At 34.2% G+C, this 22,808-nt stretch carries 13 protein-coding genes; 10 read left to right on the top strand and 3 right to left on the bottom strand.

Annotated features, from left to right (window positions below; translation table 11 throughout):
- The gene (thrC, locus tag JEP36_RS05160; protein ID WP_198629936.1) at positions 1-1,293 is read left to right on the top strand and encodes a threonine synthase; all 1,293 of its coding nucleotides are present in this window, start codon (positions 1-3) and stop codon (positions 1,291-1,293) included.
- Between the two features lie 189 nt (positions 1,294-1,482).
- Positions 1,483-9,669 carry a calcium-binding protein gene (locus JEP36_RS05155; RefSeq protein ID WP_198629935.1) on the top strand — a complete coding sequence of 2,729 codons (8,187 nt, stop codon included), beginning with the start codon at positions 1,483-1,485 and terminating at the stop codon, positions 9,667-9,669.
- A gap of 65 nt (positions 9,670-9,734) precedes the next feature.
- Here JEP36_RS05155 and yaaA read toward each other — a convergent pair whose 3' ends face one another.
- Positions 9,735-10,517, bottom strand: a complete 783-nt coding sequence (gene yaaA / locus JEP36_RS05150; protein WP_198629934.1) for a peroxide stress protein YaaA — start codon at positions 10,515-10,517, stop codon at positions 9,735-9,737.
- Positions 10,518-10,821: 304 nt separating this feature from the next.
- Here yaaA and tal point away from each other — a divergent pair, with 304 nt between their 5' ends.
- The 5 genes from tal (at position 10,822) to dnaJ (ending at position 17,409) form a co-directional block, all read left to right on the top strand.
- Positions 10,822-11,775, top strand: coding sequence for a transaldolase (gene tal, locus JEP36_RS05145; protein ID WP_198619308.1), 954 nt, complete (start codon positions 10,822-10,824; stop codon positions 11,773-11,775).
- Positions 11,776-11,958: 183 nt separating this feature from the next.
- On the top strand, positions 11,959-12,942 hold the full coding sequence (locus tag JEP36_RS05140) for a tetratricopeptide repeat protein (protein WP_109371853.1): 984 nt from the start codon (positions 11,959-11,961) through the stop codon (positions 12,940-12,942).
- Between the two features lie 224 nt (positions 12,943-13,166).
- A complete protein-coding gene (gene mog / locus JEP36_RS05135) occupies positions 13,167-13,754 on the top strand; it encodes a molybdopterin adenylyltransferase (protein ID WP_198619309.1) in 588 nt (195 codons plus the stop codon).
- A gap of 484 nt (positions 13,755-14,238) precedes the next feature.
- Positions 14,239-16,164 carry a molecular chaperone DnaK gene (gene dnaK, locus JEP36_RS05130; protein WP_198619310.1) on the top strand — a complete coding sequence of 642 codons (1,926 nt, stop codon included), beginning with the start codon at positions 14,239-14,241 and terminating at the stop codon, positions 16,162-16,164.
- A gap of 105 nt (positions 16,165-16,269) precedes the next feature.
- Positions 16,270-17,409: a molecular chaperone DnaJ gene (dnaJ, locus tag JEP36_RS05125; protein ID WP_196532347.1), complete on the top strand. Its 1,140-nt coding sequence runs from the start codon at positions 16,270-16,272 to the stop codon at positions 17,407-17,409.
- Positions 17,410-17,483: 74 nt separating this feature from the next.
- On the opposite strand, the gene JEP36_RS05120 is transcribed toward dnaJ, so the two are convergent.
- Positions 17,484-18,329 (bottom strand): DMT family transporter, encoded by an 846-nt coding sequence (locus JEP36_RS05120; protein ID WP_198629933.1) that lies wholly within the window; start codon positions 18,327-18,329, stop codon positions 17,484-17,486.
- Between the two features lie 455 nt (positions 18,330-18,784).
- Between JEP36_RS05120 and nhaA the strand changes: the two genes are divergently transcribed.
- Both nhaA and nhaR read left to right on the top strand, forming a co-directional pair.
- Entirely contained in the window at positions 18,785-19,963 is a 1,179-nt protein-coding gene (gene nhaA / locus JEP36_RS05115) for a Na+/H+ antiporter NhaA (protein ID WP_196532345.1), read from the top strand.
- 190 nt (positions 19,964-20,153) lie between these two features.
- On the top strand, positions 20,154-21,074 hold the full coding sequence (gene nhaR, locus JEP36_RS05110; RefSeq protein WP_196532344.1) for a transcriptional activator NhaR: 921 nt from the start codon (positions 20,154-20,156) through the stop codon (positions 21,072-21,074).
- A gap of 72 nt (positions 21,075-21,146) precedes the next feature.
- On the opposite strand, the gene rpsT is transcribed toward nhaR, so the two are convergent.
- Entirely contained in the window at positions 21,147-21,407 is a 261-nt protein-coding gene (gene rpsT, locus JEP36_RS05105) for a 30S ribosomal protein S20 (RefSeq protein ID WP_004248964.1), read from the bottom strand.
- A 431-nt stretch (positions 21,408-21,838) separates the two neighbouring features.
- On the opposite strand from rpsT, the gene ribF reads away from it, so the two are divergent.
- On the top strand, positions 21,839-22,780 hold the full coding sequence (ribF, locus tag JEP36_RS05100) for a bifunctional riboflavin kinase/FAD synthetase (RefSeq protein ID WP_198619312.1): 942 nt from the start codon (positions 21,839-21,841) through the stop codon (positions 22,778-22,780).
- The last annotated feature ends 28 nt before the right edge of the window (positions 22,781-22,808 follow it).

The following is a 22,808-nucleotide window of genomic DNA, read 5'->3' as shown; positions in this document are numbered from 1 at the left end:
ATGAAATTATATAATTTGAAAGATAATCAAGAGCAAGTCAGTTTTGCTCAAGCAGTAAAACAAGGTTTGGGTAAACAACAAGGGCTCTTTTTTCCACAAGACTTACCTTCGTTTTCTAAAGCTGAAATTGATGAATTATTAGCACTTGATTTTGCAACACGTAGTAGCCGTATTTTAACAGCCTTTATTGGTGATGAACTTCCTGCTGATGTATTAGAAAAACGTATTAGCACCGCATTTGCATTTCCTGCACCGGTAACCCAAGTTGAAGATGATGTAAGTTGTTTAGAGCTTTTCCACGGCCCGACACTGGCATTTAAAGACTTTGGTGGTCGTTTTATGGCGCAAATGTTGTCAGAAGTTGCTGGCAACCAACCTGTTACTATTTTAACAGCAACATCAGGTGATACAGGCGCTGCTGTAGCTCATGCTTTCTACAAATTAGAAAATGTACAAGTTGTTATTCTTTATCCTGAAGGCAAAATTAGCCCTTTACAGGAAAAACTGTTCTGTACATTAGGTGAAAACATTCACACTGTTGCAATTAAAGATGATTTTGATGCTTGCCAGTCATTAGTGAAACAGGCTTTTGATGATGAGTTCTTAAAGAAAACAATGTATTTGAACTCAGCGAACTCCATTAATATCAGTCGTTTGCTTGCTCAAATTTGTTATTATTTTGAGGCCGTTGCTCAAATCCCTGCGGAAAAACATGAGCAGCTAGTGATTTCAGTACCAAGTGGTAACTTTGGTGATCTAACGGCGGGTTTACTCGCTAAATCTCTGGGATTACCTGTAAAACGCTTTATTGCGGCAACAAACGTAAATGATACCGTTCCTCGCTATTTAGATAATGGTAAATGGGAACCTCATCGCACTGTGGCGACGCTTTCTAATGCGATGGATGTTAGCCAACCTAATAACTGGCCACGTATTGAAGAATTGTATCGTCGTAAAGGTTGGGATCTTTCTGATCTTGCTCATGGTTCAGTGAGTGATGAAACAACAGAAGAAACGGTGCGTGAACTCGCGAAGAAAGGCTATATTTCAGAGCCTCATGCCGCGGTTGCTTACCGTTTACTGCGTGATGAGCTGAAAGAGGGCGAATATGGTCTGTTCTTGGGGACAGCTCATCCCGCGAAATTTAAAGAGAGTGTAGAGCGTATTTTAGGTGGGGAGTTGCCATTACCTAAGGAGCTAGCCGAGCGTGCAGATAAAGAATTGCTTTCGCACTTCTTACCTGCTGATTTTGCGCAGTTACGTGAGTTTTTATTAGAACGTGCGCCTAAATAAAAATTAATAATTTTGAAATAATTAATTTCTAATTTAATTAATTATTTATCATAAAAAAAGCCCAACATTATGTTGGGCTTTTTTTATGAATGAAATTTTAAAAATAGGAAAATAAGGATTTAAAAAAGAGAATTTGAATTATATATTTTTTTTAGAGGGATATATCTATTCAATAAAAAGGAATGAAATATGATTGGATTCAGAAAGTTGATTTTTAAAGATGATATAAATAGAATTGCATTAATAATAGAAAATCATATAAAAGAGCATAGCGCAGAATTATTCTGTAAATTTGAATCCGTAAAAAGGGTATTAACTGAAAATTACACCTCGATCCTTATTTCTAAAAATGAGTATGAAGCAAATGAATTTCTTAGAAGAATAGAAAATAATTTTTCACTCTATAATAAGAATGAATTTACTAAAAGTATTGATTTTGTCAGAGTAAAAATCAATTTAAGTATAGAAAATCTATTTTTAAATAGTGTTAAATTAACAGCTAGAGAGCCGATTAAAATAAAAAAAGAACGTATGAAGACTCTTCTTTTTCAGCATTCTTCGGGAACCTATTATGTGGAATTGGAGAACAAAATTTTTATTTTAGAAATAGATAATGAAAATAATATATTTAAAATAATTGATTTTGAAGGTGAATCCGTTTTTTTTTACAGTAAAGATGATTTGATTAATAGTATAGAAAATACAATTAAAAGAAATAATAATGACGATTTTTTATATTATCGCAATTATAATAAAAAAGAGTATTCTAATTACTTTAACTTAAATGAAGATTGGAATGTAAGTAATAACGATATAATAAATGAAATTATTAGTGATATAAAAATAAAAAAACAGATAGATATTGACTCACGTTTTTCGATTGAGCTTAATGAAAGCTACCCCTATAAAAATATTTTTATTATATGGGATAAGATAGAAAAAACCGAGAAAGTATTACATATCTATATTGATGATATAGAAGAGGCATTTACGATTGCGAAATCTAAATATAGCCAGATACCTGAAAATGGAGAGTATCTAATTTATAAATTGGGTACTGGCTGGTTTACGACTAAGATAAAAAATAATGTAGAAAAGCGATTTTCACAATATGAGGATCTACTTAAGCCGCTTGAGAAAATAATGAGCCGAGTTAATCTTATTGCTTCAACAGAAACTAATTATGATTTTAGTCATGTCCAATCACTTGCTGGATTATGCTATGGCTTGAGTTTGAGTTATTTATTAGAGATTAGAAATAGTGGATTAGAAGGGGGGCATAAATATTTATTTTGGCTAAAAGAAAATATTTCTTCTTATCAAAATGAAAAGGGAATTATACTAAATAAATTAGACTCTATTTTATTTAATAATATACAAGAGTATGAAGTATTAAATTTGATGAAAGAAGTAAAAAATATTATTTTTGCTCAACATTTTCAAATGGAAAGGTTATGTAATAAAGTTCAATATTTTGTTTTTGATTCGTTAAAGTCGGCTCAATATGATGAAGTATTAAATAAGAAAGGGTTGGGGAAATCAAATATTCATCAACTTGGTTTTAGTCAAGAAGAAGTCAGTCATCATATAGATCGAATTATACAGGGATATAATGATTATTATGCCATTATTGCATTCAAAGATCATGCTATAGCCATTGCATATAAAAAATATTCTGAAAACAATTACAAGTTTACATTATTTGATTCAAATAGTGAGTTATTTGAGTTTTCTGATCCTTTGCCTATAAAAGAAGTATTGGCAAGCAAAATGGATTTTTATGGAGCTCATGAAATAGAAGGTAAAAAATATATTACTTTTGATGAGTATAAAAAAACAGATTCATTAAATTATAGAAGTGTGTGGAATAATGATGATGTTGATATCAATAAAGGCATTGCTGAAAGTATAAAGAAAATAGGCTTTTCATTACCTTTTAGCGAGGGTGTTACAGGACGTGTTATTCATTATAGTGAACAGCGAGATCTTATTCTCGAGCTTAAAAAAGAGAATGTTTTAATAGAAGTTGTTGTAAAAAATTCATATGTTGATGAGGGTATTTACTTAGTTAAGCATCATATTGATGATATTCTTGGAAATAATCAGGCAAGTAAGATTATTTTGAATAAAAATGATGATAATAGTATTTATATTGACGTGGTCGAATTCAATAATTTCCAAGAGATCAAAAAAAGAAATGGATATGTTGAATTTAATGATATTTATTACAGGAATTTAATTGAAATAAATAGCTATTTAGTTAAAGGAAATAAATCAAAAGAATTAAAAGAAATCGTTTCTTTAATAGATATATTAAATGGAAATATCTATTTTGATAAATTAACGGCTAGTTTTTCTCTAATTAATAAAATAAATTTATTTAATTATAATAAGAATGTCTCACTTATTGGGGTTTTAAATAAGGTTAAAAATAAGTTAGAAGATAAATTGTTTTACGATAGATTGAGTTATGGAAAAGAAAAATTAATTACACTTGCTGAAAAAAATAGTTTAGTGGCTGCAAAGCTTTATCAATTAATGGTGAATGAAATTAATGATGGTTCTCATGGTGTTAGTAATTTTATTTATAATCAAATTATAGAGAGTCCCTATTTATTATTGGATAAAAATAGAAATGCTGGCATTGAGGGGTACGATTACATTATTGAATTTAAAAATAACTACCAATATTTAATTGAGATAATTGAACACATTGATATCCCTGAATTAAAAAACACATTTCTGATAGAGGATAATAATAAACTACATTTAAAAGAGAACTATCAAAAACTATCAAAATATAGAGATAATGAAGATATAAATAAACTGCTTGATTTAATTGAAATTGAAATAGATGTTAAAAAAGGTAATAATTTAAGCACTTATAGTGACTTATACTTTGATTACTTTAGAAATAATCAATTTTCAAATAGAATGATCGCCCATGAAATAAATCAGTTAGAAGCCTATTTTAATAATAATTATCGTGAGAGGAATTATGGTTATCATCCAAACAATTTTTATGTTAATGAAGAAAATATTCATATTCTTTTTGATAAATCATTAAATCAAAATAGAAATAAAATAGATTGTAGTTATTTATTATTTGACGATAATAAAGATAACTTTAATTTCTTATTTGATGATAAGAATTTATTTAATGGGAGGAATATTGATAACATTATTATAGATAGTATAGATGCTTACTATCAAGATGATATAATAATTTATTTTTATAATGGTGTTAAAAGTGAGGGTTTAAGTATTTACTTAAATGATAAACCAGAAATAAGCGATTTTCTTGATTATTGTTTAAAAAATAAAATAAGAATTATTGCAACAGGAAATGAAGATGATAGTTTTTTTCAGCAAGATTTTATTAGACAAAAAAATGATGTTGAAAAATTACATAATATTATTTTAGAAAATCAATTTTTTAATGAAAAAACGATTGTTTTTGCTAAAAAAGAAAAGTTATTGAGTTATCAATCGGGTGATTTTTTTATTGAGGGTATTGCTCAACGATTAAATATGCCGATCTACCAGATTATTGATAATAAGGTTTCTCTTTTAATAGACAACATTATTGTTAAGCCACTTATTGAGAGACAGTATATCGATAAACCTTTACTTGCCAGTGTGGTATCAAACAATGTAATTATATCTGAGGCGGAGTTTGATGATTTTATATCTATTTCAATAGAAGAAAAAATCAGTATTGAAAATAAAAATCACACTAAAGAGATCTATCAATTACTTTCTAACCTGTATCCTAACTATCGAGATAATGAAGAATTTAAATTAGGTTATAATAAAGATATTAAAACGGTTATTTTTGATTATTCAGATAAAATAACAATATCTGATGTTCTAGATTATATTAAACTAAATCATTACAATCTTAATATTTATCAAATTGGAACTATTGTTAATAAAGTCGATCACCTTAGTGCTGAACAGCATAGGGAAATATTAAAGGAACTTAGTCAAAAAATTATCAGTAATGATATTTCAATAAGTACCGCATGCAGAAAATATCTATATGAGCTATCTTCTTTTTTTAAAACTTCAGATGAAAATGATATAGAAAAAAAATTAACACAAGTAATACATGATCCATTAGTTAATAAAAAATTCAATCAATATTTGATGAGCGAAATGACATATCAACAATGGCTATCATTGGACTCATTGTCAGAAGAAAAATTGACATTAACAAAAAAAACAAATCAAGCAATAGAAATTATTCATGCAATTTATGACAATCCAACATTAATTAAAAAATTAAGCTTACTTTCAAAAAATCTTCTGACTACATTTTTTGATAAAAACAAAAAAGGTATTTTATATCGAGTATTGCTAGAGAATGTATCAACATTTGAAAACTATAAAAAAATAATAAACAAACTTCAAAATATCATTTTTATGACTCGCAATAAAATGATACTTGAATCATCATCACCAGAAATAGCATTAAAGAAAGCAAGTGATTTAAATTCGTCAGATATTTTAGATGTGAAAGATAAGATCTTTGATTATAAAAATAAAGAGATAATAAAAATAAATGATTTCTTTTTTGATAAAAGTTTATTAGTCAGTTTAGGTGCTAAGGTAAGTGGAAAAAATATCGATGACATTGATCTCAGTAAGATAGAAAAGTGGGACTTAAAATTAACATTTGATCCTTATCACCTTAATGATTATTTTCTATCAATATCAGGTAGTGAAAAGGATAAAAAAGTCATCTCTTTGTTTCGTTATTTATTAAATAATAAAGAAGAGAAAATTAAATATCTCCTTTCTAATGATGTAAATAGAATCGACTATCTTGCTGCATCTGAACGATTAACTAAAATGATTAAGCTAGGAAATAAAGGCTACAGTGATAAAGATTGGAATTTATTAAGAAATGCATCATTAACACTTCCTCGACATATGAAAATAATTAGTAAAATTGGTTACGCTAATATTACTTATGGTATGTGGCAGTCAATTAATTCCACTTTTATGCTTGCTGAACAACTAAATAACCCATTGTTATCGCCTAAAGAGCGAAAAGAGATCATTAATAACTTAGCTATTATGTGGTCTGAGATGGCTTACAATGGTCTTTCTGAATTGATTGAAATTACATTAGCTAAAGGATTGCTAAAATATCGTCATAATCCACTTGAATATGTAAGTAAGATAAGTACAAAAGTAGGGATTGGACTTAATGTTCTTTCTATCGGATTTGATATTTATAATGCCTATGATAATTTTAGCCGAATTTCTGGTGAAAATAATGAAAAAAGGAAAATTGATTATATTGTTAATGGTTCCTTTGCTGTTGTATCTGGGTTGGTTACGCTAGGAGTTTCTATTGCAATGCTTGCAGGTTCAACGATTGCAGGCCCTATTGGTATTGTGGCGGGTGCAGTTATTGCACTTGCAACATCGATTTATAATGCAGCAAGGCTTATTGAAGAAGCAAAGATAAAGGTAAATTTTACGCCATCAGAAGAACTTAATAATGGTTTTTATGCCTTTTTAATGGGGGATTTACTGCCAAATAAAAAGAATGAAATCATCTATTTAGAAACAGAAACACAATTAGAAGAGATGATTGACAAAAATGCAGTCAATTATCTTGATGAGATAAAAAAACAAAATCATCAGAGCCGTTATTTTTATACAAATGAAAAACAGGTTTACCAAGAATATTATTATTATAAAGTCATACCAAACTTAATGGGAAAAACATTAGATTCAATTTTAAATCCATTAGGAGAATATGTTGCTCAACGGATATCTCAAAATATCAGCCAAGAAGTAGCTGAAAAAATAGCTGCACTTTCTTATCATCTTCGCTCAGAAAAAACAGAATATAAGTATTATCTTCCTAAAGAAGCAATAGCAACCCATGAGACACTGATTTTTGATGTTGATTTTTATGTTAATGAATTGAATCGCTATACAATGGATATTATTTCCGATGATGATTCTCCCATTTTTGATAATATGGTAGATAGCGATTTTTTAAAAAATATAAGAACAAATAGAGAAAATATAATTAATGTATTAGGTGTGGAAAATTTATCGGAAAGTTTAATAAAAGCTAATCAGTATGAAAAATATTATTTCTCAGATTGGAATGAGAATGAAAAATTCTATTTTAATACCTATCATGGTAATGATGTTATTGCAGCACCTTTAATTACTCAAAATACCTTTGATATTTATAATGGTACTAAACGATTAAGTGGAGGCGAAAAAAATGATATGTTTAATTTGTTTTCCTCTGAATCGCCACTTTATGCGAGTCGTTTTTATGGCAGAGAGGGAAATGACACACTTCGTATTATAAAAACAACAAACAAATATACGGGATATGAGGTTAGTTTATCTAATAACTATGTTAAATTCAGACAATCAGAAGAACAAACAAACAGTAAAAATTTTCATTCAAAGCTATTTCTTTATCAAGAGAATGGGCGTTTGTATTCAAAGCAATTAGTTGATTCTATGCCTAATATTGTCTTACAAGATCAAAATGTGATTGCCTATTTAGACAGTATTGAGAACGTAATTGGTAGCGAGGCTGGTGATGATATTATTTATGGTAACCAAGAGAATAATTATTTAGAGGGTGCTGGCGGTACCGATTTATTATATGGATTAGGAGGAAATGATACGCTGGTTTTACGAGAAGGTTATGCTGAAGGGGGGGAGGGAAATGATAGCTATGTTATTTTAAGATCTTCTTTAGAAAAAAATTATAATATTCAATTTCAAACAATTATTAATGAAGTGAGTCATATCGAGTCTAGTATTGTGCAATTAAACTATCATTTTGATGAAATTGCTGCTATTTCTCGTCAAGGAAAAGATATTATTTTTGATATAAAAGTAAATGATGGAAATGAAAATAATGAATTAATTTATCACTCTATAAAATTAAAAAATGTTTATGATGATTCTGTAAGTAATACGCTTTCACATTGTTATACGTTAATAACTCAAGATGGTTTTTTACTCACTTTGGATGAAAATACTAAAGATAAAATATTATACAAATTTAGTTATTTAGAACAATATAATAAATCAAAACTCATTATTAAAGATTTTTATATTAATGAGATTGAAAAATTAATTATTACGGCTTTTAAAAGTAAGAGTAGAAATATAAAATTATTGCCTGAATTTGAATACAGTGGTTTCTTATCTGGAACAAATTTACGACTTGGTATTCACGGGGATAACCAAAATAATAATTATTTTGGTATTGATTCTAACTCATACATTAAATTGAGTCAGGGGAATGACAGCTATCAAATAAAAACATTTTTAACAAAAAATAAGAATAAAAGAGTGAATATTTTACTGTCTGACTATATTGATAAACTAACTGATGATAATGTGAGCCATTTCTTTTTAACAGATATAAGTGGTTTTGATTTGACATTTAAAGATGGTCTTTTATCTCATCGTTATCTTCCAGATGATTATTTAACGCTATCTTTCGATCCAACGCTATTAAATAAAATTGTCGATACAAACGTGACTATTCGATTAATAGATAAAGATAATGTTGTTTTTACACTTCCTACAAAAGAGAGCCAACAACATTTATTAACACCAATGACGGATCTAAATTTTACTATTAGTGCAGGAAATGATGTGCTTATGATCCCTGAATCACTGACCTTAAATAAAGAGGCATTATCGACTTATTCACTTGATTCACCTTACTCTTTGTTAAGATCTATTTTAATGACTCAACAGAAACCACACAATCAATCAATTGAACACTTGCCTATTCTCGAGTTAATGGCAGGTGATGATATCGTCGTTAATCATAATAAATGTAGCTCGGTGATTGATGGCGGAGAGGGCGATGATCATATTGTGGTTAATCACGGACATCATATTTTAATTGCGGGAGAGGGGAACGATAATCTCAGTGCAGGAAGTGGAAATGATCTTTTGATCTCTGAATCAGGTCTTGATTATTTAAGTGGTGGGAGTGGTAGTAATATTTATATCGTGAACAAGCGTTATGGTGAAGTCACTATTTATGATGAAGGCGAAAATAGCCAACTTTTTATTTCAGGATTATCTGAACATGATGAACTCATTTCTTCTCAAGTGGGTGACGATTGGCAGTATAGAACAGAAGATGGTCAATTTATTTTAACTCTAAAAACAAAAGAAAATCAGACGAATAGCTCGGTTACAATTATCAAAACAGAAAACACACTTTCAATGCAATCCCTTGCTTCGATTATTCAAGAAATGGCGCAATTTAATGAACAACAATTGACAACAATGCAAGGTAGTGAATTTATTCCATCTCCCACATGGTCACCATTATCACTAGTGGCAAAACATTTGTGAGCCTCAATATAAAAAACAGCACTGATTTTAGTGCTGTTTTTATTGATAGCTAATAGTTAATATTTTTATTTCGCCAGTGATTCTGCACGTTTAAATACGAGAGTGTTACCCTCTGATTCTGCTGAGTTAAATTGATAACCTTCAAGATCAAATTCTTTCAGTTGTGCTTTATTAGTTAGTTTTTCTTGAATAATAAAGCGACTCATTAATCCACGGGCTTTTTTAGCGTAGAAGCTGATAACTTTATATTTGCCATTTTTTTCATCAAGGAAAACAGGTTTAATAATATCAGCATTGAGTTTTTTCGGGTTGACCGATTTAAAATATTCATCAGACGCTAAATTGATTAAAACATTATCACCTTGTTCTTCAAGTGCTTTGTTTAGCGCTTCTGTAATGGTATTTTCCCAAAATTGGTATAAATCGCTTCCTTTTTTATTTTTTAGCTTTATTCCCATTTCAAGACGATAAGGTTGCATTAAATCAAGAGGGCGCAGTACGCCATATAAGCCAGAAAGCATACGTAAATGTTGTTGTGCAAATTGAAAATCATCTTCAGAAAAAAGCTCTGCTTGCATTCCGGTATAAACATCACCTTTAAATGCCAAAATAGCTTGGCGTGCATTTTCTGGTGTGAAATTAGGTTGCCATTCACCAAAACGAGCGGCATTTAATCCCGCGAGTTTATCACTTATTTTCATTAAGCTTGCGATATCGCTCGATGACAATTTTCGACATTCTTCGATAAGTTGTTGGGAATATTTTAGCAATTCAGGTTGGGTGAAGTGCGTTGTTGCTAAAGGCGATTCGAAATCCAGTGTTTTAGCTGGTGAAATGGTGATTAGCATAATTCCCTCGATACGTTATTTTAATGTTGACCAAATATAGCAAATTCTTTCGATTAAAGACTAAATTATAGTAATAGGAAAAAACAATGGTTTCTCTTATTTGTCGTAAAACTCGACGATTTAAACGATTCAGCCTGTGATTTTCTTCTGTTTTTTTCCGCTTTTGTTTTGCGAAAACGTTTGGCATTCAAATAATTGCTTTGTATGAATCTAAGCGTCTTGTAGTGTGAGCAGTCCATGTTATTATCAATAGATATCCGCAGGTGACTGCAAACAGATTTACCTAGTAGATGAGATAAACAAAATGACCAACAAATTGACTTCTTTGCGTAAGCTGACAACTGTTGTTGCTGACACTGGTGACATTGCAGCAATGAAACTGTATCAGCCACAAGATGCAACTACCAACCCATCTTTAATTTTAAATGCAGCTCAAATTCCTGAATATCGTAAATTAATTGATGAAGCGATTGAATGGGCTCGTTCACAAAGCGATTCTCGTGAACAACAAATCGTTGATGCTTGCGACAAACTGGCAGTGAATATCGGTTTAGAAATTTTAAAACTGATCCCAGGTCGTATTTCAACAGAAGTTGATGCACGTCTTTCTTACGACACACAAGCATGTATCGAAAAAGCACGTCATTTAATAAAACTTTATAATGATGCAGGTATCAGTAACGACCGTATTCTTATCAAATTAGCATCTACTTGGCAGGGGATCCGTGCCGCAGAGCAATTAGAAAAAGAAGGTATCAACTGTAATCTGACTTTACTGTTCTCTTTCGCTCAAGCGCGTGCATGTGCTGAAGCAGGTGTTTACCTGATTTCTCCATTTGTTGGTCGTATCATGGATTGGTATAAAGCCAATACAGATAAAAAAGAATTTGCTCCAGCTGAAGATCCAGGTGTGATTTCTGTTACTGAAATCTATAACTATTACAAACAACACGGTTATAACACTGTTGTTATGGGCGCAAGCTTCCGTAATATGGGTGAGATTTTAGAATTAGCAGGTTGTGACCGTTTAACTATTGCACCAGCACTGTTAAAAGAATTATCAGAAGCTGAAGGTGAAGTTGAACATAAATTATCTTACAAAGGTGAAGTGAAAGCGCGTCCAGAAGCTATCACTGAAGCTCAATTCTATTGGGAGCACAACGCTGACCCAATGGCAGTAGATAAATTATCTGACGGTATTCGCAAATTTGCTGTCGATCAGGAAAAATTAGAGAAAATGATTGCGGATTTATTATAATTCGTCGTTAAATTCTTATAAAAATCTTAAATACCCATCTTATACAGGTGGGTATTTTCATTTTTTGCTTCTCAAAATAACATTTAAGTAAATTTTAAGATTAAATTGATTGGAATATATTATTTATCCAGTAATAATTATAAAAATATATTATTAAAATACTCTATTTATTATTGGTGAATTATGAAAAAGATTGTCTTGGCAACGGTACTTGCATCGTTATTTTTTAGTGGCGCTGCAATGGCAGAAAGTAAAACGGCTTTCTCTTTACCTGCAATTGAAAAAAGTGCTGAAAGTGGAAATGCAGCATCTCAGTATCAATTGGGTGTGAAATATGAGAATGGTGAAGGTGTTGAGCAAGACTCACAAAAAGCACTAGAGTGGTATACCAAAGCGGCAGAACAAGGCCATGCTGAAGCACAGTTAAATTTAGCACTTATGTATGACATGAGTGATGATATTGACCGTGATGCAGAAAAAGCGGTTTATTGGTATAACAAAGCGGCTGTTCAAGGTGTCTCTTTAGCCCAATACAATCTTGCGGTTTCTTACGATGATGGTGATGGCGTAGCGCAAGATCATGAGAAAGCAGTGTATTGGTATACTAAAGCGGGTGAGCAAGGTGATAGTGATGCTCAATACAACCTTGGGATCTCTTATGATGAAGGTATCGGTGTAGCACAAGACCATGAAGCAGCGGTTGTTTGGTATACAAAAGCAGCAGAGCAAGGTCATGCAGACGCACAATATAACCTTGCTGTCTCTTATGATGATGGTGAAGGTGTAGAACGTAACGGCACTAAAGCGGTTTTCTGGTATACCAAAGCAGCAAACCAAGGTAATCGTGATGCGCAAAATAACTTAGGCGTAATGTACGATGAAGGCGACGGTGTCGCTAAAGATGCACGTAAAGCCGTTGAATGGTATAGAAAATCAGCTATACAAGGTAATGGTTTGGCACAAAATAACTTAGCTTTAAACTATTATTACGGTAAAGGCGTTAAACGCGATCTGAAAGAAGCTTATGCATGGTTCTCTGTTGCTGTTGAAAATGGTGATGGTGATGAAGCTATGCTAAAACGTACTGCTCGCGCATTAAATGCAGCACAATTAGCTGAAGCGAAAAAATTAGCAGCATCTTATATTACTAAATATATTGATGAGTAATATTAATTAATATTATTCAAGATTAAAGAGGGGGAGCTTATGCTCCCTTTTTTATTTTTAGCTAAAGCCAAATAAAAATAGATTATTATCATTTCTTTATTATCTATTCTCAATAATCAAATTTTAAATATCAATAATATATTGAGATTCTTTTTAATTCTCTTGTGTTCTCATGGTAATATCTGCGCGCAAGTTAGACGGTGATTGATTAATAGAGGTTTGATATGAACGAATTACGCATAGGGTTAGTTTCTGTTTCTGATCGCGCATCAAGTGGGATTTATGAAGATAAAGGCTTACCCGCTTTAGAAGCTTGGCTAAAGGCTGCATTAACAACGCCTTTTCATATCGAATCACGTTTAATTCCTGACGAACAACTCATGATTGAGCAAACACTGTGTGAGCTAGTTGATGAAGTCGGCTGTCATTTAGTGTTAACAACAGGGGGAACTGGCCCTGCTCGTCGTGACGTTACTCCTGATGCTACGTTGGCTATCGCAGACAGAGAAATGCCAGGTTTTGGCGAGCAGATGCGTCAAATTAGTCTGCAGTTTGTACCCACAGCTATTTTATCTCGCCAAGTTGGTGTTATTCGTAACCAAGCGTTAATTCTAAATTTACCAGGACAACCTAAGGCTATTGCAGAAACATTAGAAGGGTTAAAAGATAACGACGGTAATGTGATTGTTAGCGGTATTTTCGCTAGTGTACCGTACTGCATTCAACTGCTTGATGGTCCTTATGTCGAAACTAATGAAGCTATTGTTGCTGCTTTTAGACCTAAATCAGCCCGCCGTTCCACTTCAGCATAAATAATGTAAGAGGTTATTTTTGTCACCAAACTTCTGGCTAGGAAAAGCTTTGACTAAGTTTGGATAACGCAAAAGTAACCCTATATTTATTTGATATTTTTATTATAAAAGTTAAAAAACATTATTTTTCAAATAGTTATTCTCTTATTCTAAGCATGGTCTTAAAAATACACTTTAGATAAGTCATAATGTTATTTGTGAATGATGTAACGTAATGAAAAATAACAAGTTTTAATTCTCGTTTTATTCTCAGACACAAAATTTTCGCATTTTTTGCATTTTTTTTCATTATTCCCCTTGATGAATGTATTTATGACCCCATCTTCTTTTTCAACTGCAATTACCACTATTGAGTTGCGTTGATTTTGTATCCGCTTGGAGATGATGTTGTTTAGTCTATTAATTTATGACTTGAAAAATGAATATTCATCCTCATATAGATTGGTAATCAAATTGATAAAGAATTCTCTTTGGAGGCGTTTAAATGGGTAAAATTATTGGTATTGACCTGGGTACAACTAACTCTTGTGTTGCTGTAATGGATGGCAAAGCTGCCCGGGTTATTGAAAACGCAGAAGGCGATCGTACTACTCCTTCAATCGTTGCTTATGCACAAGATGGTGAAATCTTAGTTGGTCAACCTGCAAAACGTCAGGCTGTGACTAACCCACAAAATACTTTGTTTGCCATCAAACGTTTAATTGGTCGTCGTTTTGAGGATGCCGAAGTTCAACGTGACGTTGCTATCATGCCTTACAAAATTGTAAAAGCAGATAACGGTGATGCTTGGGTTGAAGCACGTAACGAAAAAATGGCTCCACCACAAGTTTCTGCTGAAGTCCTGAAAAAAATGAAGAAAACAGCAGAAGATTATTTAGGTGAAGCAGTTACTGAAGCTGTTATTACTGTTCCTGCTTACTTTAACGATGCTCAACGTCAAGCAACTAAAGATGCTGGTCGTATCGCTGGTCTTGAAGTTAAACGTATTATTAACGAACCAACAGCGGCTGCTCTGGCTTACGGCTTAGATCGTGAAGTGGGTAACCGTACTATCGCAGTTTACGACTTAGGTGGTGGTACATTCGATATCTCTATCATCGAAATCGATGAAGTTGATGGCGAAAAAACCTATGAAGTTCTGTCAACCAATGGTGATACTCACTTAGGTGGTGAAGACTTCGATAGCCGTTTAATTAACTATTTAGTTGATGAATTTAAGAAAGAACAAGGCATTGATCTACGTAACGATCCATTAGCAATGCAACGTCTGAAAGAAGCAGCAGAAAAAGCGAAAATCGAATTATCTTCTGCACAACAAACAGATGTTAACTTGCCATACGTTACAGCTGATGCGACTGGTCCTAAACACTTAAATATCAAAGTCACTCGTGCAAAACTGGAATCTTTAGTTGAAGATTTAGTTAAACGTTCAATGGAACCAGTACGTGTTGCATTAGAAGATGCAGGCCTGAAAGTTAGCGAAGTTAGCGACGTTATTCTGGTTGGTGGTCAAACTCGTATGCCAATGGTTCAAAAAACCGTTGCTGATTTCTTCGGTAAAGAGCCACGTAAAGACGTTAACCCAGATGAAGCTGTTGCAATGGGTGCGGCTGTTCAAGGTGGTGTGTTAGCGGGTGATGTTAAAGACGTTCTGTTACTTGACGTAACACCACTGTCTTTAGGTATCGAAACAATGGGTGGTGTAATGACTTCCCTGATTGCGAAAAATACCACAATTCCAACTAAACATAGCCAAGTGTTCTCTACCGCAGAAGATAACCAATCTGCTGTAACTATTCACGTATTACAAGGTGAACGTAAACGTGCAAGTGATAACAAATCACTGGGTCAGTTTAACTTAGATGGTATTCAAGCTGCGCCACGCGGTATGCCACAAATCGAAGTTACTTTTGACATCGATGCTGATGGTATCTTGCATGTATCAGCGAAAGATAAAAACAGTGGTCGTGAGCAAAACATCACAATCAAAGCTTCTTCAGGTTTAAATGAAGATGAAATCCAAAAAATGGTTCGTGATGCAGAAGCAAACGCAGAAGCTGACCGTAAGTTTGAAGAATTAGTACAAACTCGTAACCAAGCTGACCAATTAGTTCACGGTACACGTAAACAAATTGAAGAAGCGGGTGATAAATTACCAGCGAACGATAAAGAAGCTATCGAAAAAGCGGTAAGCGAGTTAGAAATCGCTTCTAAAGGCGAAGATAAAGACACTATTGAAGCAAAAATTAAAGCATTAGTTGAAGCTTCTGAAAAACTGCTAGAAATCGCACAACAACAAGCTCAAGCAGGCGCAGCAGGTAATGCGACGGGTGCTGATGCAAGTGCGAAGAAAGATGACGATGTTGTCGATGCAGAATTTGAAGAAGTTGACGGCAAAGACAAGAAATAATGCCCTTAACGGGCCGCGGTAACTCACCTGTGAATAGTTACTGATACCGAACACGGGCGTCGAGGAAACTCAACGCCCGTGTGCTTATGTCAAGGGTAATCTAGAATGGCGAAAAGAGATTTTTACGAAGTACTCGGTTTAAGTAAAACTGCCGACGAAAAAGAAATTAAACGCGCATATAAGCGTTTAGCAATGAAATATCACCCAGACCGTAATCAAGGTGATAAAGAGTCAGAAGCAAAATTCAAAGAAATCAAAGAAGCCTATGAGATCTTAAGTGATGCTCAAAAACGTGCTGCTTATGATCAATATGGTCATGCTGCGTTTGAACAGGGTGGATTTGGTGGTCAAGGTGGCGGCGGCTTCGGCGGTGGTGCTGACTTTGGTGATATCTTTGGTGATGTATTTGGCGATATTTTTGGCGGTGGTCGTCGTCAACAACGTGCAGCACGTGGTTCTGACTTACAATACAACATGGATCTAACGCTTGAAGAAGCGGTTCGTGGCGTCACTAAAGAAATTCGTATACCAACACTGGAAACATGTGACAAATGCCATGGTAGCGGTGCTAAAGAAGGCACATCAGCAGAAACCTGTTCTACTTGTCATGGCGCTGGTCAGGTTCATTTACGTCAAGGTTTCTTCACTGTACAGCAAGCATGTCCAACTTGTCATGGTCGCGGTAAAGTGATCAAAGAGCCTTGTTCTAAATGTCATGGTGATGGTCGTGTTGAACGCTCTAAAACGCTGTCTGTCAAAATTCCAGCCGGTGTTGATACTGGTGACCGTATTCGCTTAAGTGGTGAAGGTGAAGCCGGTGAAAACGGCGCGCCAGCAGGCGATTTATACGTACAGGTTCATGTTCGCCAACATCATATTTTTGAACGTGATGGCAATAATCTTTACTGTGAAGTTCCTATCAACTTCGCCATTGCTGCTTTAGGTGGCGAGATTGAAGTCCCAACACTTGATGGCCGTGTGAAACTTAAAATTCCAGCAGAAACACAAACTGGAAAAATGTTCCGCATGAAAGGCAAGGGCGTTAAATCAGTACGCAGTAGTAGTATTGGTGACTTAATGTGTCGCGTTGTGGTTGAAACACCCGTCAAACTGAATGAGAAACAAAAAGAGTTAATGCAACAACTGGGTGAATCATTCGGTGGCAAGAGTGGTGAGAAAAATACCCCTCGTTCTAAAAGCTTCTTAGATGGTGTGAAAAAATTCTTTGATGATTTAACCAAATAATTTTTCTTATCACCTTCAAAAGGCCTGATGATAAATTCTGTCATCAGGCTTTTTTATTTGAATTATGTTTTGTTCTATCCCATCTTGATAGCAACAATACCGGCTAAAATCACTAAACACGCCAATAGCTGTTTACGGTTAAATTGCTCTTTTAACAGATAAACAGATAAGATCATGGCAAATAACACGCTGGTTTCCCTTAGTGCAGCGACAAGCACAATAGAGGCATGACTCATCGCCCATATCACTATGCCATAACTTACCAATTGCATCACGCCACCAAAGAAAGCTGGTTTCCAATAATCCTTTATCTTAGTTTTTAAATGTTGGCGATAACGAAGCCAAGCAAGTAAATACATTGCGATGCCATTTAAAAAGAAGAGCCATAAAATATAAGCAAACGGTGTTTCACCTACACGAGAGCCATTACCATCAGATAGGGTATAACTTGCGGTAAATAATGCGGTAAGTAGCGCAAAAAAGAGTGCATCTTTACGTAAATTAAACTCTGCTATTTTTCTACTACGTGAGATAAGGATAATACCCAAAATGATAAACAAAATGCCAATGAGCCCAGCAATAGGTAGTGTTTCATGGAAGAGAAAAAAACCAAGAAAAGCAGTCATTAATGGCGCACTGCCACGAGAGATAGGGTAGACCTGATTAAAGTCAGCTAGGGTATAACAGCGACTTAAAGAGAGTGTGTAACCAATATGAAATAAAACAGAAAGAATAAGCCATTTCCAAGCACCGGCATCAGGGAGCCCAACCCAAAACAGGGCGGGTAGAGTTACAGCACCCGAAAAAAAAGTCAGTAACGAGATCCCTAAAAATCGATCACTACCTACTTTAACTAATGCATTCCAACATGCATGAAAGATAGCAGCAAATAAAACGGCAATAAAAACAGTAATCGACATATTGATAGAAACCTTAATGTAACGAGAGTATTCACTATCTATAGGACAATAACACAATGGTTAAATAGTGAAACATGCAACATTTTCTTTTTATTTATAATTGCGGGGTATATTTTAATATGAAGAATAACATTAGCATTATTTATGTAGATAAGAAAAATTGATACTTTTGATCTATTTTGTTGATTGGTGTTAATTATTAAATTAGATGCTTATTTTTATTGTTTTTTAAATAAAGTATTATTAAATCAATATGATAAAAATAACTTTTATAAATCTACTTTTATTCTATTTTTTTCGATATTTTGTTGATTGACGACGATTATTTGCTTTGTTTTTCTTGATATTTTCTCTTTATTTCGGAAATATCGATTTATTATCCATAAATAATCTGTTTTTTACGAATTCATAATTAGCATATTATTAACAAAATTAGTAATTTTGAGGTTAATATTATGACGGCAATTATTAGACAATTTTTGAGATTAGAGGCATCAGGCGGTATTCTTCTGATTATTGCTGCTATTATCGCATTGATTATGGCGAATACACCTCTAAGTGCTTTGTATAATGAGTTTTTATCTATTCCAATTATGATCAAATTCGGTGCATTCGAACTTGATAAACCATTATTACTTTGGGTAAATGATGCCTTAATGGCGATCTTTTTCTTAGTAGTCGGATTGGAAGTTAAACGTGAATTAAAAGAAGGCTCTTTGGCTCAGCGTGATAGAGCCATTTTCCCTGCGATAGCCGCAGTAGGTGGTATGTTAGCACCCGCATTGATTTATTTGATGTTTAATCATGCGGACGCAATTGGACAGCAAGGTTGGGCAATTCCAGCGGCAACTGATATTGCTTTTGCACTGGGGGTTATGGCGTTACTGGGTAAGCGTGTTCCTGTCGAGTTAAAAGTCTTTTTGTTAGCGTTAGCTATCATTGATGACTTAGGTGTGATAGTCATTATTGCGCTCTTTTATTCAAAGAGTATTGCATTAATGCCTCTCGCTTTGGCAGGTTTAATCGTGATTGCTCTGGGCATAATGAACTGGCGTAAAGTGGGTAATACGGCTGCTTATTTAATTCTAGGGTTCATCTTGTGGGTGTGTATTTTAAAATCAGGTATTCATGCAACGATTGCAGGTGTGATTGTTGGATTCCTCATCCCATTAAGAAATAAAGAAGGTGATTCTCCTTCTGAAGAATTAGAGCATGTGCTACACCCTTGGGTTGCCTATTTTATTTTACCGCTGTTTGCATTTAGTAACGCAGGGGTTTCTTTAAATGGCGTAACGCTTGATGGCATGTTATCTGCCTTACCGTTAGGTATCGCGTTAGGTCTATTTTTAGGTAAGCCGATTGGAATTTTCCTCTTTAGTTGGGTTTCGGTAAAACTAGGCATTGCAAAATTACCAGATGCGATTAATCTTAAGCAAATATTTGCAGTATCTGTGCTATGTGGTATCGGTTTTACTATGTCTATCTTTATCGCAGGGTTAGCATTTGATGGCGCGGATGAAGCTTATAATACCTACGCTAAACTTGGTATTTTAGTCGGTTCAACAGTAGCCGCTGTTGTGGGATATTTGTTACTTCATTCTGTTTTACCGAAGTTAAAGACAAAGTCAATATAGGGAAATTTATTACGGATTTGAGTTTCTCAACACAATAAATACCGAGCTATATATTTAAACCTACGGTGCAATACAGTGTATTGTGCCGTAGGTGTTTTTATGAGGATTGGGTGCAAGGAAAGCCAATCGCAAACTAATGCGTTATTACATAGTCTGTGTATGAAGCACAGAAGTTGAAAGGAAGATAACTATGCGGGTGTCACATCTCAATTTTAACCATCTTTATTATTTTTGGCATGTGTGTAAAGAAGGCTCTGTTGTGGGTGCAGCGCAAGCGCTGTATCTGACACCTCAGACAATTACAGGGCAAATTAAAGCATTAGAAGAAAGATTGGGTGGCAAGTTATTTAAACGCCAAGGAAGAGGATTAGTTCCTTCAGAATTGGGTCAGCTCATTTTTCGTTATGCCGATAAAATGTTTATGCTCAGCCAAGAAATGCTGGATATCGTCAACTACAGTCGTGAGTCGAATTTACTGTTTGATGTCGGTGTTGCTGATGCGTTATCAAAACAATTAGTCAGTCGCGTATTAGAAACGGCTGTCATTGATAATGAGCAAATCCATTTGCGTTGTTTTGAATCTACTCATGAACTATTACTAGAACAATTAAGTCAGCATAAGCTGGATATGATCTTATCAGATTGCCCCGTGGATTCGTCACAACAAGAAGGTCTGTTCTCTGTAAAACTTGGCGAATGTAATATGAGCTTTTTTTGCAGTCATCCGCTTCCTGAAAAGCCGTTTCCTGAATGTTTAGAAGAGCGAAAGCTCCTCATTCCAGGGCGTAGATATATGTTAGGTCGCCATTTATTAACGTGGATACGTAATAAAAACCTGCAAGTAGAAATATTGGGTGAGTTTGATGATGCGGCATTAATGAAAGCATTCGGCTTAAATTATAATGCTATCTTTGTCGCGCCTTCACTGTATACCGACGAAACTTTTGCTCATAGTAATATCGAAGAGATTGGGAAGCTTGATACGGTAAAAGAAGAGTACTACGCGATTTTTGCAGAGAGAATGATCCAACATCCAGCGGTTCAACGTGTTTGTAATACTGATTTTTCAGAACTCTTTAATGGAGATAAAAAGAGCGTTGTAAACCCATAAAGTGTTTGCGGTTAAAAAGTAGAAAATAAAAAACCGGCATAAGCCGGTTTTTTATAACACAAGAAAGCAATATTACATTGCTTTGATTTGTGCTTGCAGATTAGCTTTATGACGTGCAGCTTTATTCTTGTGAATTAAGCCTTTAGTTGCCTGACGGTCAACAATTGGTTGCATGTCATTAAATGCTTTTTGTGCTGCTTCTTTATCACCTGAAGCAACTGCTGCGTATACTTTTTTGATGTAAGTACGCATCATAGAACGACGGCTTGCGTTGTGCTGACGACGCTTTTCAGACTGAACCGCACGTTTCTTAGCTGATTTGATATTAGCCAAGTTCCAACTCCCAAATATATTCTAGCGAGGACAAATACAAAGGTGAAGGAATATGCCTTTTCAACCTAAGTTTGTCAATGGATTTATACAAAATTAGCGTCGTTGTACGCGACACTTGTTTCGTTGTGATGGCGCAAGATTTTATCAGTTAAGACGGGTAGAATACAGTCTTTTGAGTGAAAAAATCATCAAAATCGTGTATATGAGTAATAAATAATAGATTCTAATAGGATCTATGCTTGATTTTATGCGATTTTATAACCAAGAAGTGAGTGATAGTCCATTTTTTGTTTGATGTGAGCAATCAAATTTAAGAATAACAGTGAATCGACTTGTCGAGATATTACTCATCAATAAACATTGATATATTGGGTTACTCTCAAGCCTTTGACAAGGTATAATCCAATAATTTCCACGGTATTGAGCCAGTTATGGAGCTAATTCGCGGTATACAAAATATTAGAGCGCTACACCACGGTTGCGTTCTGACAATTGGGAATTTTGATGGTGTCCATAGAGGCCATCAGGCATTATTGAAACACTTGAAGCAAGAGGCATCGCAGCGAGGATTACCCACGGTTGTGATGACATTTGAGCCTCAGCCACTTGAGTTCTTTTTACCAGAAAAGGCACCAGCACGTCTGACTCGTTTACGAGACAAGATTAAGTATTTAGCTGAATGTGGTATTGATTACCTTTTGTGTGTCAAATTTGATAAACAATTTGCGGCACAAACACCGGAAGAATTTGTTTCATCACTGTTGGTGAATAAATTAGGGGTGAAGTTTCTTGCTATTGGTGATGATTTTCGCTTTGGCAAAAATCGTGAAGGTGATTTCCATTTTTTACAACAAGCCGGTGTTAGATATGGATTTGAAGTCGCTAATACTGAAAGTTATTGCGATAAAGGATTGCGTATCAGTAGCACTGCGGTACGAGAAGCGTTGCTCAATGATGATTTAGATCTTGCTGAATCACTACTAGGACACCCTTACAGCGTTTGTGGGCGTGTTGTTCATGGTAATGAATTGGGTAGAACCATTGGTTTTCCGACAGCCAATATTCCTATGAAACGCTTAGTTGCACCAGTTAAAGGCGTTTATGCCGTTGATGTCTATTTATCAGATAATCAATCACCTTTACCCGGTGTGGCAAATATCGGAAGTCGTCCTACTGTACAAGGGAAGGGCGTACAATTAGAAGTGCATTTAATCGACGTTAATATGGATTTATATGGACGTCGTATTGATGTTGTGTTACGAAAGAAATTACGTAATGAACAGCGATTTGCATCATTGGATGCATTGAAGCAGCAAATCGCAGATGATGTGGCTACTGCTAGGGATTTTTTATCGCAGCGGTCGGAGTCATAAACTAGCGGAAAATTGGAACTGAGAATCG

The sequence above is a fragment of the Proteus sp. PR00208 genome, from assembly GCF_016238545.1.
Classification (GTDB): domain Bacteria; phylum Pseudomonadota; class Gammaproteobacteria; order Enterobacterales; family Enterobacteriaceae; genus Proteus.
This window is presented reverse-complemented; position numbering and strand designations above follow the sequence as displayed.

What these genes read in the sequence shown, in the direction of transcription:
- thrC (WP_198629936.1), top strand. Translation starts at nt 1, where the DNA reads ATGAAATTATATAATTTGAAAGATAATCAAGAGCAAGTCAGTTTTGCT.
- JEP36_RS05155 (WP_198629935.1), top strand. Translation starts at nt 1,483, where the DNA reads ATGATTGGATTCAGAAAGTTGATTTTTAAAGATGATATAAATAGAATT.
- yaaA (WP_198629934.1), bottom strand. Translation starts at nt 10,517, where the DNA reads ATGCTAATCACCATTTCACCAGCTAAAACACTGGATTTCGAATCGCCT.
- tal (WP_198619308.1), top strand. Translation starts at nt 10,822, where the DNA reads ATGACCAACAAATTGACTTCTTTGCGTAAGCTGACAACTGTTGTTGCT.
- JEP36_RS05140 (WP_109371853.1), top strand. Translation starts at nt 11,959, where the DNA reads ATGAAAAAGATTGTCTTGGCAACGGTACTTGCATCGTTATTTTTTAGT.
- mog (WP_198619309.1), top strand. Translation starts at nt 13,167, where the DNA reads ATGAACGAATTACGCATAGGGTTAGTTTCTGTTTCTGATCGCGCATCA.
- dnaK (WP_198619310.1), top strand. Translation starts at nt 14,239, where the DNA reads ATGGGTAAAATTATTGGTATTGACCTGGGTACAACTAACTCTTGTGTT.
- dnaJ (WP_196532347.1), top strand. Translation starts at nt 16,270, where the DNA reads ATGGCGAAAAGAGATTTTTACGAAGTACTCGGTTTAAGTAAAACTGCC.
- JEP36_RS05120 (WP_198629933.1), bottom strand. Translation starts at nt 18,329, where the DNA reads ATGTCGATTACTGTTTTTATTGCCGTTTTATTTGCTGCTATCTTTCAT.
- nhaA (WP_196532345.1), top strand. Translation starts at nt 18,785, where the DNA reads ATGACGGCAATTATTAGACAATTTTTGAGATTAGAGGCATCAGGCGGT.
- nhaR (WP_196532344.1), top strand. Translation starts at nt 20,154, where the DNA reads ATGCGGGTGTCACATCTCAATTTTAACCATCTTTATTATTTTTGGCAT.
- ribF (WP_198619312.1), top strand. Translation starts at nt 21,839, where the DNA reads ATGGAGCTAATTCGCGGTATACAAAATATTAGAGCGCTACACCACGGT.